Origin of the sequence: Paracoccus sp. MBLB3053 (genome assembly GCF_031822435.1) — a bacterium.
Taxonomy (GTDB): domain Bacteria; phylum Pseudomonadota; class Alphaproteobacteria; order Rhodobacterales; family Rhodobacteraceae; genus Paracoccus; species Paracoccus aurantius.
This window is the reverse complement of the sequence record NZ_JAVQLW010000003.1, coordinates 310,964-324,781: the sequence shown is the minus strand read 5'-3', so window position 1 is coordinate 324,781 and position 13,818 is coordinate 310,964. Positions and strand designations below refer to the sequence as shown.

At 62.6% G+C, this 13,818-nt stretch carries 12 protein-coding genes and 1 riboswitch; of the genes, 9 read left to right on the top strand and 3 right to left on the bottom strand.

Features of this window, described 5'->3' with window-relative positions:
• Nucleotides 1-17: 17 nt before the first annotated feature.
• A riboswitch (FMN riboswitch) is annotated at nt 18-149 on the top strand.
• Between the two features lie 79 nt (nt 150-228).
• Nucleotides 229-708: a 6,7-dimethyl-8-ribityllumazine synthase gene (locus tag RGQ15_RS18070; protein WP_311162109.1), complete on the top strand. Its 480-nt coding sequence runs from the start codon at nt 229-231 to the stop codon at nt 706-708.
• Nucleotides 709-717: 9 nt separating this feature from the next.
• Here the strand turns inward: RGQ15_RS18070 and RGQ15_RS18065 are convergent, their stop codons facing one another.
• Nucleotides 718-1,404 (bottom strand): GntR family transcriptional regulator, encoded by a 687-nt coding sequence (locus RGQ15_RS18065; RefSeq protein WP_311162108.1) that lies wholly within the window; start codon nt 1,402-1,404, stop codon nt 718-720.
• A gap of 87 nt (nt 1,405-1,491) precedes the next feature.
• On the opposite strand from RGQ15_RS18065, the gene RGQ15_RS18060 reads away from it, so the two are divergent.
• The 8 genes from RGQ15_RS18060 to RGQ15_RS18025 all read left to right on the top strand — a co-directional run bounded on the left by RGQ15_RS18060 (nt 1,492) and on the right by RGQ15_RS18025 (nt 12,138).
• A complete protein-coding gene (locus tag RGQ15_RS18060) occupies nt 1,492-3,084 on the top strand; it encodes a gamma-glutamyltransferase family protein (protein WP_311162107.1) in 1,593 nt (530 codons plus the stop codon).
• Between the two features lie 13 nt (nt 3,085-3,097).
• Nucleotides 3,098-4,090 carry a bile acid:sodium symporter family protein gene (locus RGQ15_RS18055; protein WP_311162106.1) on the top strand — a complete coding sequence of 331 codons (993 nt, stop codon included), beginning with the start codon at nt 3,098-3,100 and terminating at the stop codon, nt 4,088-4,090.
• 267 nt (nt 4,091-4,357) lie between these two features.
• On the top strand, nt 4,358-5,059 hold the full coding sequence (locus RGQ15_RS18050; protein ID WP_311162105.1) for a FadR/GntR family transcriptional regulator: 702 nt from the start codon (nt 4,358-4,360) through the stop codon (nt 5,057-5,059).
• A gap of 61 nt (nt 5,060-5,120) precedes the next feature.
• Complete coding sequence (locus RGQ15_RS18045) at nt 5,121-6,632, top strand: ABC transporter substrate-binding protein (RefSeq protein ID WP_311162103.1); 1,512 nt, start codon at nt 5,121-5,123, stop codon at nt 6,630-6,632.
• A gap of 88 nt (nt 6,633-6,720) precedes the next feature.
• A complete protein-coding gene (locus RGQ15_RS18040; RefSeq protein ID WP_311162101.1) occupies nt 6,721-7,668 on the top strand; it encodes an ABC transporter permease in 948 nt (315 codons plus the stop codon).
• The gene (locus RGQ15_RS18035) at nt 7,665-8,534 is read left to right on the top strand and encodes an ABC transporter permease (protein ID WP_311162100.1); all 870 of its coding nucleotides are present in this window, start codon (nt 7,665-7,667) and stop codon (nt 8,532-8,534) included. Before RGQ15_RS18040 ends, RGQ15_RS18035 begins: the two co-directional genes overlap by 4 nt.
• 15 nt (nt 8,535-8,549) lie before the next feature.
• Nucleotides 8,550-10,331 (top strand): gamma-glutamyltransferase family protein, encoded by a 1,782-nt coding sequence (locus RGQ15_RS18030; protein WP_311162099.1) that lies wholly within the window; start codon nt 8,550-8,552, stop codon nt 10,329-10,331.
• A gap of 1 nt (nt 10,332) precedes the next feature.
• Nucleotides 10,333-12,138 carry an ABC transporter ATP-binding protein gene (locus RGQ15_RS18025; RefSeq protein WP_311162097.1) on the top strand — a complete coding sequence of 602 codons (1,806 nt, stop codon included), beginning with the start codon at nt 10,333-10,335 and terminating at the stop codon, nt 12,136-12,138.
• A 91-nt stretch (nt 12,139-12,229) separates the two neighbouring features.
• Here RGQ15_RS18025 and RGQ15_RS18020 read toward each other — a convergent pair whose 3' ends face one another.
• Nucleotides 12,230-12,994, bottom strand: coding sequence for an SDR family NAD(P)-dependent oxidoreductase (locus tag RGQ15_RS18020; protein ID WP_311162096.1), 765 nt, complete (start codon nt 12,992-12,994; stop codon nt 12,230-12,232).
• On the bottom strand, nt 12,991-13,812 hold the full coding sequence (locus RGQ15_RS18015) for a PCC domain-containing protein (RefSeq protein WP_311162094.1): 822 nt from the start codon (nt 13,810-13,812) through the stop codon (nt 12,991-12,993). Before RGQ15_RS18015 ends, RGQ15_RS18020 begins: the two co-directional genes overlap by 4 nt.
• Nucleotides 13,813-13,818: the final 6 nt, after the last annotated feature.

Below are 13,818 nucleotides of genomic sequence, written 5' to 3'. Positions count from 1 at the left end.
GCGCGCTGCTATCCAGCAAAAATTCTCAGGGCGGGGTGCGATTCCCCACCGGCGGTGATAGCCCGCGAGCGCCCTTGCAAATGCAGGGGGACAGCAGATCCGGTGAAACTCCGGGGCCGACGGTATAGTCCGGATGAAAGAGAACCTCGAAGTTCCCGGCCCCCTGGTCGGGTTCGTCGTGGCACAGCCTTGGGACCTGACGCAACCGACCGCAGGGGTCCTGAAAACATGACGATCAACACCAGAACTTCCCGTATCGCTTTCATCAAGGCTCGTTGGCATTCCGATGTCGTCGACCGCGCGCATGAAGGCTTTTTGGCCGAGGCCGCGCGCCTGATGCCGGGCGTCGTGACCGACGCCTACGACGTGCCCGGCGCTTTCGAGATGCCGCTTGTGGCCAAGAAACTGGCGCAAACCGGTCGCTATGATGCTGTCGTCGCGGCGGCCTTGGTCGTCGATGGCGGGATCTACCGCCACGATTTTGTCGCCGCCGCCGTCGTGAATGGCCTGATGCAGGCTGGCATGGAAACCGGCGTGCCCTGTTTCTCGGTTTCGCTGACGCCTCACAACTACCAGGAAACCGAATTGCTCACTGGCTTTTTCCGCGAGCATTTCGTGAAGAAGGGTGCCGAGGCTGCCAATGCCGTCGCCCAGATCTTTGCGATGGAAGCCGACATCGCCGGAATCGAGCAAAGCGCGGCCGCCTGATCTCCGGGTTCAGTCGAGGTCCGGCACCGCACCGGACCTTGGCCGGGCGACAATGCGTTCGCCCGGGCCGGGCCTTTCCCGGATCATCTCGGCAATGGCGCTGAGAGAACTCGCCATGTGCTCGCGCATCAGCCGGGCAGCCAGTTCTCCGTCCCGCGCAAGGACCGCGTCGAGAATCTCCAGATGCTCGGCGCGAGATTGCTCGACCCGACGGGTCTGCGCGCGGAAACTGGCGTCCCGCCACGGCAGGCTGCGTCGGTCGAGATCTTCAAGCAGTCCGGACATCAGGTGGTTGCGCGCACCGGTTCGAAGCGCATCATGAAACCGCGCATTGAGCAGCGGATAATCAATCCTTTCCTGCCCCAGCAACCTGCGCAGATCGTCCCGCTCGATCTCGGTCATGCGATGTGCGGCGAGCCGGGCACAGATTGCCTCTATTTCTCCCAGCGTTTCGAAGAGATCGCGCAGATCGGTGACGCTCATGCGCCGAACCACGAAAGCGCGGCGAGCGCCCCTTTCCACCAGCCCTTCGGATGCCAGCCTGTGCAGCGCCTCGCGGATCGGCGTGCGCGACAGCCCGAATTCATCGGCGAGGGTACTTTCGGCCAGCGGATCGCCGGGCCGCAGTCTGCCGGCGACGATCCGATCGGACAGGATCGAGTGCACCTGATCAGCCGATCTTTCGCTGCGCGTCATCTCTCTCTCATGAATTGTGTACTGGACAAATCAATATGTATACATAAACGATAGGTGAGACCAGACGAATCTGATGACGGGACCAAGATGAGCCGCCACGACTTTCTTACCGGACGACGCCCTTCGACCTTTGCCGGCAAGGCAATGATTGCCACTTCGCATCCGCTTGCGACGGCGGCGGGGCTCGAGATCCTGAACGCGGGCGGGAACGCCGTCGATGCCGGGCTCGCCGCATCGGCGGTGCAAGCCGTGGTTGATCCGCTGATGACGGGAATCGGAGGCGATTGCTTTGCGCTATACGCGCCTGCGGGCGGGCCGGTGAAAGCGCTGAACGGTTCGGGCAGGGCGCCAGCAGGCGCGACTGTGGCGGCATTGAAAGCCGCAGGGCTGGACGAACAGATCCCTCAGACCAGTGCACATGCCGTCACCGTTCCCGGCGCTGTTTCGGCGTGGTGCCGACTGCATGCCGATCATGGCTCAATGCCCCTCGAAAGGCTTTTCGAACGCGCGATCGGCTATGCCGAAGACGGCTATCCGGTCACATCGCGCGTCGCGCAGGATTGGGCGGCCGCGGCGGAACTGATCGGTTCGGACGAGCATGCCGCTGCGGTCTTTCTTCCAGATGGCAGGGCACCCGAGGCTGGCAGCAGGCACGCGCAGCCGTTGCTGGCTGTGCGGCTGCGCGAGATCGCGCAAGAGGGTGCCCCCGCTTTCTATGAGGGTGCGGCGGCGGAGAGCATGGTCGCGCATCTGCAAAGCCTTGGCGGCCTGCATACGGTAGAGGACTTCGCCAAGGCCAGCGATGGCGCTGAATGGGTCGAGCCGATCTCGACAAGCTATCGCGGCTTCGAAGTCCATGAATGTCCGCCGAACGGGCAGGGGCTGGCGGCGCTGATGATCCTGCGAATCCTCGAAGGCTTCGACCTGGCCACATGTTCGGAAGCCGACCGTATCCATCTTCACACCGAGGCCACCAAGCTTGCCTATTACCATCGCGATGCCCTGATCGCCGACCCAGCTTGCTGCGAGGGCTTGGCCGAGAAGCTGCTTTCGGATGAGGCTATCGAGACACTCCGCGCGCGCATCGACATGAGCCGGGCACTTCCACCAGCGCTTTGGGACGAGCCCGAACACAAGGACACGATCTATCTTTGCGTGGTCGATGCCGAGGGCAACGCGCTATCCTTCATCAATTCCATTTTCCACGGCTTCGGTTCGACCCGCCTTGATCCGGTGACCGGTGTATTGTTCCACAGCCGGGGCGCCTCGTTCCGCCTGATCGAGGGTCATCCCAATGCCATCGGGCCGGGCAAGAGGCCGATGCATACGATCATTCCGGGCATGCTGTCGAAGGACGGCAAGGTGCTGATGCCGTTCGGCGTGATGGGCGGACAATATCAGGCAGCAGGTCACGCGGCCTTCCTGTCGGGCGTCATCGACCGCGACCTTGGGCTGCAAGCCGCGATGGACCAACCGCGCAGCTTCGCCTTTGACGGCGTGCTCGAGGTCGAGGCGAGCCTGCCGGCCGAGACGCGTGAAGCGCTTGCTGCGCGCGGGCATGTGATCCGGGTTCTCGACACTCCACTCGGCGGATCACAGGCGATCCGCATTGACCCCAATACGAACATGCTCGAAGGCGGGTCGGACAGCCGCAAGGACGGCATGGCGCTGGGATACTAGGGAGATGTCGGGAATGAAGACCTGGATCAGCCGCATCGGGATCGACAATTACATGCTCATGCTGCTCGGCACGGTCATGCTGGGGCTGATCCTGCCTGCGGACGGGGTCGCCGCAGACATCCTGCGCGGCGTCACCTATTGGGCCGTCGCGGCACTGTTCTTTCTTTACGGCGCGAAGCTTGATTCCGCTTCCGTCAGGGCGGGGCTGACGAACTGGAAACTGCAGGGTCTGACCTTCGGCGCGACCTACGTCATGTTCCCTTTGCTCGGGCTCGTCTTTGCCTGGGTCTTCGGGGGCATTCTTGGTCCGCAGATGACGCTGGGCCTGCTGTTCCTCGCGGTTTTGCCCTCGACGGTTCAAAGCTCGATCGCCTTCACCTCGATGGCCGAGGGGAATGTGCCGGCGGCCATCTGTGCTGCCTCGTTTTCGAACCTGATCGGGGTGGCACTGACGCCGGCGCTGGTCGCGTTGATGCTGCATCAGGGCGGCGGTGGCGTCAGCCTTGATGCGGTCCTGCGGATCGGCATGCAGATCCTGCTGCCGTTCGTCGTCGGTCAGCTGCTGCGCCCTCTGATCGGGGATTTCGTACGCCGGCACAGGATCATGACCTTGACGGTCGATCGCGGTTCGATCCTGCTCATCGTCTATTCCGCGTTCAGCGCAGGCACAGTTTCGGGATTGTGGAAAGGCATCCCGGCCATCAGCCTTGTCGTGCTGATCCTTGTCCTGCTGCTGTTCCTTGGCGTGGTTTTCGCGCTGATGATTGCCGCCGGCAAGGTGTTCAACCTGAACGAGCCGGACAGGGTGGTTCTGTTCTTCTGCGGCTCGACCAAGAGCCTGGCAAGCGGTCTGCCGATCGCCACGGCTCTTTTCCCGGTCTCGACTCTCGGCGCCACGGTCTTGCCCGTCCTGATCTATCACATGTCCCAGCTTTTGATTTGCGCAATGATCGCGCAGCGCTGTGCGCGCCGACACGCGTTGAACAAGGCCGCCCTTGCCTCGTGATCTTACCGTTTGAACCGCTACGAATGGTCCCCTTAGGGGACCATTTCTTTTTGCAGTGGTTCCATTCCCACTTAGCATCCGCGGACGCGAGCTTAGTCGCTCCGGGCAGGTATTGCCAATAATTCATGCAGTTTGCCGCCGGCCCGAATCTTTTTCGTCCCCGACGAACCTTGCCATTGCGAATCCACTCAGCGTGACGATTATGAAACCAGTTATGAAATTGGTTCCCTTATGCCCACGCTCGCACCCGCCGCTTCAGATGACATCATGCTCCGCGCCGAACACGGCAATTCTGCCTATGCGCTCGAACGTCTCAGGCAGCATCTGACCTCCGGCGGGATTGCCGCGGGGAGCAGGTTGCCGACCGAGCGCAGGCTTGCCGAGACCCTGGGGGTGGGACGCCGTGCGGTCCGCCGGGCGCTTGAAGTGCTCGAAGCCGAGGGGCTGATCTGGCGTCGACAGGGGTCGGGCACCTTCGTCGGCCCCTCACCTGCGCTCGCTGGTGGCGAAGCGCTGGCCGCGACGACCGACTTTCTCGAGATAATGGAAGTGAGGCTTCGGATCGAACCGCAGCTTGCCGCATTGGCCGCGATGCGTGCGACGGCCGAGCAGATCACGCGGATGCGAGAATTGGCCGACAGGATTGTGCAATGCGAGGATGCCGACGCACGCGAGCTTTGGGACGGAACACTCCACCGTCTCATCGCCCAGGCCTCGGGCAACAGCCTGTTTCTGTCTTTGTTCGAAACGGTGAACAGGCTTCGCCAAGACGAGGCATGGCAATCAATTCGCGAACGGGCGCGAGGCGGAAATGGCACGCGTGACGTCACCCGGCGCCAGCATCACGACATCATCGATGCCATCGCCGAAAGGGACCCACAGGCAGCGGCCGAACATATGCGTCAGCACCTGCTGATGCTTCAGGAAAGACTGATCCGGCAAACCTCGATTGACGGGTCCGGATTTTGAAGAAGTCGGAATGACCGGATCAACCGGATGCGACACACAACAACAGGGGAAGAAAAACACGATGAAGTCACTGCTTTCTGCCGCAGCTCTGACGGCAATTCTGGCCGCCATCTCCGCACCTGCCAGAGCGAGCGAACTTCGCATCGGCCTGCAGGATGATGCGGACGTGCTTGATCCGGACCAGTCCAGAACTTTTGTGGGCCGGATCGTCTATACCGGGCTCTGCGACAAGCTGGTCGATCTGGACAAGGACGTGAATATCGTGCCCCAGCTCGGCACCGATTGGTCCACCACCGAGGACGGGCTGCAACTGGTCATGAATTTGCGCGAAGGCGTGATCTTTCACGATGGCACGCCATTCGATGCCGAGGCCGTGGTCTACAATATCAACCGCTCGATGACCTTGCCGGAATCGCGGCGCAAGTCCGAGCTTTCGTCCGTCGAATCCGTCGAGGCGACGGGGCCGATGCAGGTGACGTTCACGCTGAAGGCGCCCGATGCCTCGCTGCTCGCGCAGCTTTCTGACCGGGCCGGGATGATGATTTCGCCCACCGCTGCCGAGGCGGCAGGAGCGGATTTCGGACAGAAACCGGTCTGCTCGGGCCCATTCAAATTCGTCGAACGGATCCAGCAGGACCGTATCGTGCTTGAGAAATTCGCGGATTACTACGATGCCGACAAGGTCAGCATCGATCGCGTCGTCTATCTGCCTGTCCCTGATACGACAGTGCGCCTGGCCAACCTGCGCTCGGGCGAATTCGACATGATCGAACGTGTCGCGGCCAGCGATGTCGCCAGCGTCAAGGGTGACGCCAAACTGTCGACACAGGAAGCGGTCGGCCTGGGCTACATGGCGATCTACGCCAATATCAACAATGGCGATCGCGCCAAGAACCCGATCGGAGAAGACGCCCGCGTCCGTCAGGCATTTTCATTGGCGATCGATCGTGATGCGCTGAACCAGGTCGTGTTCGAGGGCACTGCCAAGGCCGGCAACCAGCCTTGGGCCCCGACCTCGCCCTGGTTCAACAAGGAGATTCCGGTACCCGCGCGCGACGTCGAGGCTGCCAGGGCGCTTCTTGCCGAGGCCGGGCTCGACCGCGTTCCGGTCGAACTGCAGCACGCGAACAACCCGGTCGTCACCCAGATGATGCAGGTCATCCAGGCGATGGTCGCCGAGGCAGGGTTCGATGTCTCGCTCAAGGCGACCGAGTTCGCCACGCTGCTCTCTGAACAGACGGCCGGCAATTTCCAGCTTTCGCGCTCGGACTGGTCGGGCCGCCCCGATCCTGATGGCAATATCCACCAGTTCGTCACGTGCGAGGGCGGCATCAACGATGCGAAATACTGCAATCCCGAGGTCGACGCGTTGCTGAACGAGGCGCGCGCGACCAGCGATCCTGCGACGCGCAAGCAGAAATACGACGCTGCGACCGCGATCCTCGATCGTGATCTTCCGATCATCTACCTCGGGCATCAGACATATGTCTTTGCCATGGACAAGGGCATCGAGGGGTTTGAAGCCTATCCCGACGGCATGATCCGTCTGAAGGGCGTGACGGACGCCGACTGACCATCCTGCCAATGCGGGGAAGGCGGCTTATCCCGCCGCCTTCCCGAACTGCCGGCTGAAACTGCCGGCCAAGGACCAGAGCCTGTTCATGCTGATCTTCATCCTCAAGCGCGTCCTCGTGGCCCTGCCCACGCTGCTGATCGTATCGCTGCTGGTATTCTCGCTTCAGAAACTGCTGCCGGGCGATCCGGTGCTTGCCCTGGCAGGCGAGGAACGCGACCCCGCGACCCTGGAATTCCTTCGCGAACAATATCACCTGAACGATCCCTTTGCCGTGCAATACCTGCGCTGGCTGGGCGGGGTCATGACCGGCGATTTCGGGACCTCACTCAGGACAGGTCAGCCGGTCCTTGAACTGATCGCCCAGAAGCTGCCGGTGACCATCCAGCTTGCGATCATGTCGATGCTGTTTGCCCTGCTGATCGGCATTCCCGCCGGCATCCTCGCAGCCGTGAGGAAGGGTGGGCCGATTGACTGGATCGCGAATATCGTCGCTCTTTCTGGGCTGTCGATCCCGAATTTCTGGCTGGGGATCATGCTGATCCTGCTTGTATCGGTCAGGCTTGGCTGGCTGCCGGCCTCTGGCTACGAATCCCCCTTTGTCGATCCGGTCCGATCGATCCAGACCATGCTGATGCCCGCTTTCGTCCTGGGAACGGCGCTGGCGGCGACCCTGATGCGGCATACGCGGTCCGCCATGCTGGGCGTGCTCGGGACGGATTACATCCGTACTGCAAAGGCAAAGGGGCTGTCCCGGCGCGAGGTGGTGATGAAGCACGGCTTTCGCAACGCGCTCCTGCCCATCATCACGCTGACCGCATTGCTTTTCGGCGAGCTTCTGGCCGGTGCGGTCCTGACCGAGCAGATCTTCACCATTCCGGGTTTCGGCAAGCTCACCGTAGATGCTGTCTTCAACCGGGATTACGCAGTCGTGCAGGGGGTCGTCTTGTGCACCGCCATCGGCTTCTTGCTGATGAACCTGCTGGCGGATGTCCTTTATGTCCTTCTCAACCCCCGCATGAGGACCGCGCTATGACTGCCATCGAGTCGAATGCGGTGGGCTCCGCCCGCATGGGTAATCGGGTGTGGGGCAAATTCCGACGCAGCCCCGCAGCCCTGGTCGGGGCGGCCATCGTCGGTTTCTTCGTGTTGCTGGCGCTCATGGCTCCGCTGCTCCCGATCCCCGATCCTTTGGCCACGAGCTGGACGGCGATCCGAAAGCCTCCTTCGGCCGAACATTGGTTCGGCACCGACGATATCGGCCGGGATGTGCTTTCGCGCATGATCTGGGGCGCGCGTGCTTCGCTGATGGCAGGCGTCATTTCGGTCGCGATTGCCGTCGCGACGGGCGTTCCGATCGGTCTGGCCGCCGGCTATTTTGGCGGCTGGGTCGATACGGTGATTTCGCGCTTCACGGACGCACTGCTTGCCATGCCCTTTCTCATCATGGCGATCGCCCTTGCCGCGTTTCTCGGCCCGAGCCTTGCGAATGCCATGATCGCGATCGGGCTTTCCGCCATGCCCGTCTTCATCCGGTTGACCCGGGGCCAGGTTCTTTCCGTCCGGACCGAGGATTATGTCGAGGGGGCTCGTTCGATCGGGCTGGGGCATTTCGACATCATGTCGCGCTATATCCTGCCCAATATCGCGCCTCCCATCATCGTGCAGGCGACGCTGACCATCGCGACCGCGATCATAGCCGAGGCCTCGCTATCCTTTCTTGGCCTCGGGCAGCAAGCCCCGGCACCCAGTTGGGGGTCGATGCTTAACGTGGCGAAGAACTTTCTTTCTCAAGCCCCCTGGATGGCCCTGTGGCCCGGTGCCGCGATCTTCCTAGTGGTGATCGGCTTCAACCTTCTTGGCGACGGGCTGCGCGATGCGCTGGACCCTCGCGAACACTGATTTCAAGGACCTGAAATGACGGAATTCACCACACGCCCGGAACTGCTCGGAACTTTCGGCGTCGTCACGTCGACGCATTGGATCGCGACCGCCGTCGGGATGAGCATTCTTGAAAAGGGCGGCAATGCTTTCGATGCCGCCGTGGCCACGGGTTTCGTGCTGCAGGTGGTCGAACCCCATCTGAACGGGCCGGGTGGCGATCTGCCCGCGATCATCCATTCGGCAGCGACGGGCCGCACCGAAGTGATCTGCGCGCAGGGCCCGGCTCCGTCCGGGGCAAGCATCGCGCGCTACAAGTCCGAGGGGCTTGACCTGATCCCCGGAAACGGTCTGCTGGCGACGGTCATTCCCGGCGCATTCGACGGCTGGATGCTGATGCTGCGCGACTATGGTTCCATGACCCTGCGCGAAGTGCTTGAACCGGCGATCTTCTACGCCGAACACGGCCATCCCCTGCTGGCGCGCGTTTCGGGCACAATCGCAGAGCTTGCCGATTTCTTCCGGACCGAGTGGCCCAGCTCGGCGGAAACCTGGATGCCGGGGGACGAAGTTCCCGCGGCACAAAGCATGTTCCGAAATCCGGTCCTCGCCCGTACCTGGCGCCGCATTCTGGACGAGGCAGATGCCGCCTCGGGCCGTGATGCGGGGATCGAAGCTGCCCGCCACGCCTTCTACAAGGGGTTCGTCGCCGAGGCCATCGACCGCTATTGCCGCGAAACCGAGGTGATGGACGGCTCCGGCGAGCGGCATCGCGGCGTCCTTACCGCAGAAGACATGTCGGGATGGCACGCCACGGTGGAAGAGCCCCAATTCGGCACGTATCATGACTGGACGATCGCCAAGACCGGCCCCTGGGGCCAAGGTCCAGTCCTGCTGCAGGGGCTGAAGATCCTAGAAGGTTTCGATCTGGCGACGATGGACCCGAACGGGCCCGATTACATTCATACGGTCATCGAGGCGATGAAGCTCGCCTATGCCGATCGTGAAGTCTATTACGGCGATCCCGATTTCCATGACGTGCCGATGGAGACGCTTCTCTCGGAGCCCTATGCCGCCCACCGACGAACCCAGATCGGCGAGCGCGCCTCGATGGAGCTGCGACCGGGCACCGTGCCCGGCTTCGAAGGTCAGCGCGATCGGACGATGCGGATGCTTGCAGGAATGGGCACGGGTGCGGTCTATGAACCCACCATGGCGCATCTTTCGGAAAGGCGCGGCGATACGGTCCATATCGACGTGATCGATCGCTGGGGCAACATGGTTTCCACGACGCCTTCGGGCGGCTGGCTGCAAAGCTCCCCGGTAATCCCCGAACTGGGCTTCTGCCTGAACAGCCGGGCCCAGATGTTCTGGCTTGAGGACGGTCTTCCCACATCGCTTGCACCGGGCAAACGGCCCAGAACCACGCTGACGCCATCCCTTGCGCTCAGGGATGGCAAGCCGCTTCTGGCTTTCGGCACGCCGGGCGGCGATCAGCAGGATCAGTGGCAACTCGCGTTCTTCCTGCGCTACGCTCATCATGAAACCAATCTGCAGGCGGCGATCGACGCGCCGCTCTATCACTCGACGCATTTTCCGGCATCCTTTCATCCTCGGACCTGCTCGCCCGGTGGCATGTTGATCGAAGGCCGGGTCGGCAAGACGACGATCGCCGAGCTGCGCCGCCGGGGGCATCTGGTCACCGTCGCCGGGGATTGGGATATCGGACGGCTGACCGCCGCCCGGCGCGAACCATCGGGATTGCTGCGCGCCGCTGCTACCCCGCGATTGATGCAGGCCTATGCGGCAGGGCGCTGAGATGGCCGAGCCTGTCCTTTCCGTCCGCGGCCTGACCACGGCGTTCCGCACAGCGCAGGGCTGGAAGGACGTGGTGCGTGACGTGTCCTTCGATGTTTCCCCGGGCGAAACGGTCGCGATCGTGGGCGAAAGCGGCTCGGGGAAAAGCGTGACATCGCTTTCGATCCTGCAACTGCTCGACCCAAAGCGGTCGCGTGTCTCAGGCGAAATCCGCCTGAACGGCCGAGAACTGCTTGGCCTCGGCGAGGATCGGATGCAAGCGATCCGCGGCAATGAGATCGCGATGATCTTTCAGGAACCGATGACCTCGCTCAACCCGGTCTTTACCGTCGGGGTGCAAATCGGCGAGGTGCTTGCCCGGCACAGCCCGATGGGCAAGGCCGAGATCCGGGCCGAGGTGCTGAAGCTGATGGAGCGGGTGCGAATCCCGAATGCCCAAACCCGGATCGACGAATATCCGCACCAGTTCTCGGGTGGGATGCGCCAACGGGTCATGATCGCCATGGCGCTTGCCTCGCGGCCGCGCCTGCTCATCGCCGATGAGCCGACCACCGCGCTGGATGTGACGATCCAAGGCCAGATCCTGGATCTGATCAAGGATCTGCAGCAGGAAACCGGCATGGCCGTCCTGTTCATCACCCATGACATGGGCGTCGTGGCCGAGATCGCTGACCGCACCGTCGTCATGTTTCGGGGAGATTGCGTCGAAACCGGTCCGACGGAACAAATTTTCACGGCCGCACACCACCCCTATACCCGCGCATTGCTGTCTGCCGTGCCGAAACTGGGTTCGATGCAAGGCGTGCCCGCTCCGCTGCGCTTCCCGGTCGTGGACATGTCGAATGGTCAGATTGCACCGTCGCAGCCCCTGTGCCGGCAGGTCGACCGAACTGATACGCCAGTCTTGTCGGTGCGCAATCTCGTCACGCGTTTCGCCGTCGGCAAGGACCTGCTTGGCCGCCCCAAGGGCAATGTCCACGCGGTCGAGAATGTCTCGTTCGATCTTTGGGCAGGCGAGACATTGTCGCTGGTCGGGGAATCCGGTTGCGGCAAGTCCACGACAGGCAGGTCGGTCCTGCGACTTGTGGAACCACGGTCCGGTGATGTGCAGCTTGACGGCTTCGATGTTCCCGATCTGCGAGGCGCCGATCTGCGTCGGATGCGCCGATCCGGCCAGATGATTTTCCAGGACCCCTATTCGAGCCTCAACCCCCGCATGACGGTGGGCCAGACAGTTGCCGAACCGCTTCTGAAGCATGGTATCGCCGGGCGCCGCGAGGCCCGCCAGGCGACGGCAGACCTGCTGGAACAGGTCGGGCTCGACCCGTCGATGATGGACCGATACCCGCACGAATTCTCGGGTGGCCAGCGTCAGCGGGTGGCAATCGCGCGTGTCCTGGGCCTGAAACCCAAGGTCATCGTCGCGGATGAAAGCGTCTCGGCACTGGATGTCTCGATCAAGGCGCAGGTCTGCAATCTGCTCATGGACCTGCAGGAAAGGTTGGGGATCGCTTATCTTTTCATTTCCCACGACATGGCAGTTGTCGAACGTGTCAGCCACCGCGTCGCAGTCATGTATCTGGGTGAGATCGTCGAAATCGGGCCGCGTGAAGCGATCTTCGGAGATCCGAGACATCCCTATACCAGGAAGCTGATTTCAGCGGTTCCGGTGCCGGATCCCGCCAGGCGGGGCTTCAGGCGCAGATTGGCCGTGGATGAGCTGAAAAGCCCGGTCCGGGCCCCCGATTTCGTGCCGCCCAGGCGTGAATGGACCGACCTAGGCGATGGGCATCTGGTGGTCCAGTGACCCCAAGTGACGGTCTGCCCCTGGATCAGGGGCAGGCCGAACTTGTCGCTGCACCCGGCGGATGAACGGCGATCCGTCGGGGATCGGGCATTCAGGCGGGTTCGTTCTCGCGGCGCAGGGCGGGCAGGCCAACGCCGGTCGCATCGAACCCGCCATCCACCGCCAAAGTCTGTCCCGAAACGAAGCTGGCCTTGTCGGAGCAAAGAAACACGATCGCTTCCGCGATCTCGCGCGTCTCGCCGTAACGGTTCAGCGGAATGGCGTCATAATAGGCCGAGATAATCTCGGGCGCGTGGACGGCCATCGCGAGCTTGGTCCTGACGGGGCCGGGTGCGACACAGTTGACGCGAATGCCCAACTCGCCCAGTTCGGCCGAGAATTGCTTTGTCAGGTGGATCACCGCCGCCTTGGACGTCCCATAGGCCACCCGTAAAGTCGACGCGCGCAGCCCCGAGATCGAGGCGATATTGACGATGGCCCCCTTGGTCTGGGCAAGGGCAGGCGTGGCGGCCTGCGTGCAAAGGAACACGCCATCAAGATTTGTCGACATGACCTCGCGCCATTCCTCGAAACTGGTACGACCCGCACGCGAGAACAGCGCGACCCCGGCATTGTTGATCAGCGCGTCGACCCGGCCATAGGCGGCCAGCGCCTCGGTCATCATGCGCTCGACCTGGGCCGGGTCCGAGATGTCCGCATCGATCGGAAGCACGTTCTCAAGCTGTGACGATGCCGCTTTCAGTTCGTCAGTATCGCGATCGACCATGACCACGCGCCAGCCCTGTTCAAGAAAGATCTCGGTGGTGGCAAGGCCGATTCCCCGGCATCCACCGGTGACGATGGCGACTTTGCTCATGGCAGTTCCTTTCGGTTTTCGATGACCAGTTCCAGCGTGACGCCGACGGGATTTTCCCCTCGAAGCAGCGTTCCCCGCGCGATGTTTCCGTGAATATCCACCACCTCGATGCCGATATGCGCCTTGCCAGCCCGAAGCTCGGCACCCTTGAAGTGGAGTTCCGTCGCAAGACAATCCATCCGGTGACCCTCGGCAAAGCGGATATGGTCGATGCTGCCGACCGCGTGCAGGCCCGCATTCAGGATGCCATGCGCGGCAGCGACATTCTCGATCGCGGTCACGACATCCTCGCCGGGAAGGATGCGGACCAGAAGGGAGTTTCCGTCTTCCCCTCCCAGAGGAGTGAACAGGGTGAAGGCCGTTTCGGCATCGGGCAGGGCTTCGAACCACGCAGCAGGAGCCCCGAAGCCCGAAACGTGGCAATCCTCGGCGATGACGCTGTCGGATGGCAAAAGATGCCCCATGGCCGTTTCGCCAGACCCCGACCAGATGCCGTGGCAATGCAGGAACGGCGCCCCCTCCTTCCAGCCGACCGAGGCGGTCGCGCTTGCCAGCCTCCATCGCCCGTCGGGCGAATGGATCTGCGAATACCACGCGGCATGCAGACCATCCGTGGAAAGCGCCGGCAGAACATATCGAATGGGCGCGCAGGTGACACCGCTGAGAAACACAACACCGCCTTTCAGCCCTTTTTCGGCAAAAAGCTCCCCGACCGCCGCGATGACACTCTGGCCAGCCTTCAGGACGCCGCAGATGCGCTGAAGGGCCGCTGGGCGCGCGATCACCCGTTCGATTGCGCGCGGGCCGGGATGCTTCATTCGCGC

What these genes read in the sequence shown, in the direction of transcription:
- RGQ15_RS18070 (WP_311162109.1), top strand. Translation starts at nt 229, where the DNA reads ATGACGATCAACACCAGAACTTCCCGTATCGCTTTCATCAAGGCTCGT.
- RGQ15_RS18065 (WP_311162108.1), bottom strand. Translation starts at nt 1,404, where the DNA reads ATGACGCGCAGCGAAAGATCGGCTGATCAGGTGCACTCGATCCTGTCC.
- RGQ15_RS18060 (WP_311162107.1), top strand. Translation starts at nt 1,492, where the DNA reads ATGAGCCGCCACGACTTTCTTACCGGACGACGCCCTTCGACCTTTGCC.
- RGQ15_RS18055 (WP_311162106.1), top strand. Translation starts at nt 3,098, where the DNA reads ATGAAGACCTGGATCAGCCGCATCGGGATCGACAATTACATGCTCATG.
- RGQ15_RS18050 (WP_311162105.1), top strand. Translation starts at nt 4,358, where the DNA reads ATGCTCCGCGCCGAACACGGCAATTCTGCCTATGCGCTCGAACGTCTC.
- RGQ15_RS18045 (WP_311162103.1), top strand. Translation starts at nt 5,121, where the DNA reads ATGAAGTCACTGCTTTCTGCCGCAGCTCTGACGGCAATTCTGGCCGCC.
- RGQ15_RS18040 (WP_311162101.1), top strand. Translation starts at nt 6,721, where the DNA reads ATGCTGATCTTCATCCTCAAGCGCGTCCTCGTGGCCCTGCCCACGCTG.
- RGQ15_RS18035 (WP_311162100.1), top strand. Translation starts at nt 7,665, where the DNA reads ATGACTGCCATCGAGTCGAATGCGGTGGGCTCCGCCCGCATGGGTAAT.
- RGQ15_RS18030 (WP_311162099.1), top strand. Translation starts at nt 8,550, where the DNA reads ATGACGGAATTCACCACACGCCCGGAACTGCTCGGAACTTTCGGCGTC.
- RGQ15_RS18025 (WP_311162097.1), top strand. Translation starts at nt 10,333, where the DNA reads ATGGCCGAGCCTGTCCTTTCCGTCCGCGGCCTGACCACGGCGTTCCGC.
- RGQ15_RS18020 (WP_311162096.1), bottom strand. Translation starts at nt 12,994, where the DNA reads ATGAGCAAAGTCGCCATCGTCACCGGTGGATGCCGGGGAATCGGCCTT.
- RGQ15_RS18015 (WP_311162094.1), bottom strand. Translation starts at nt 13,812, where the DNA reads ATGAAGCATCCCGGCCCGCGCGCAATCGAACGGGTGATCGCGCGCCCA.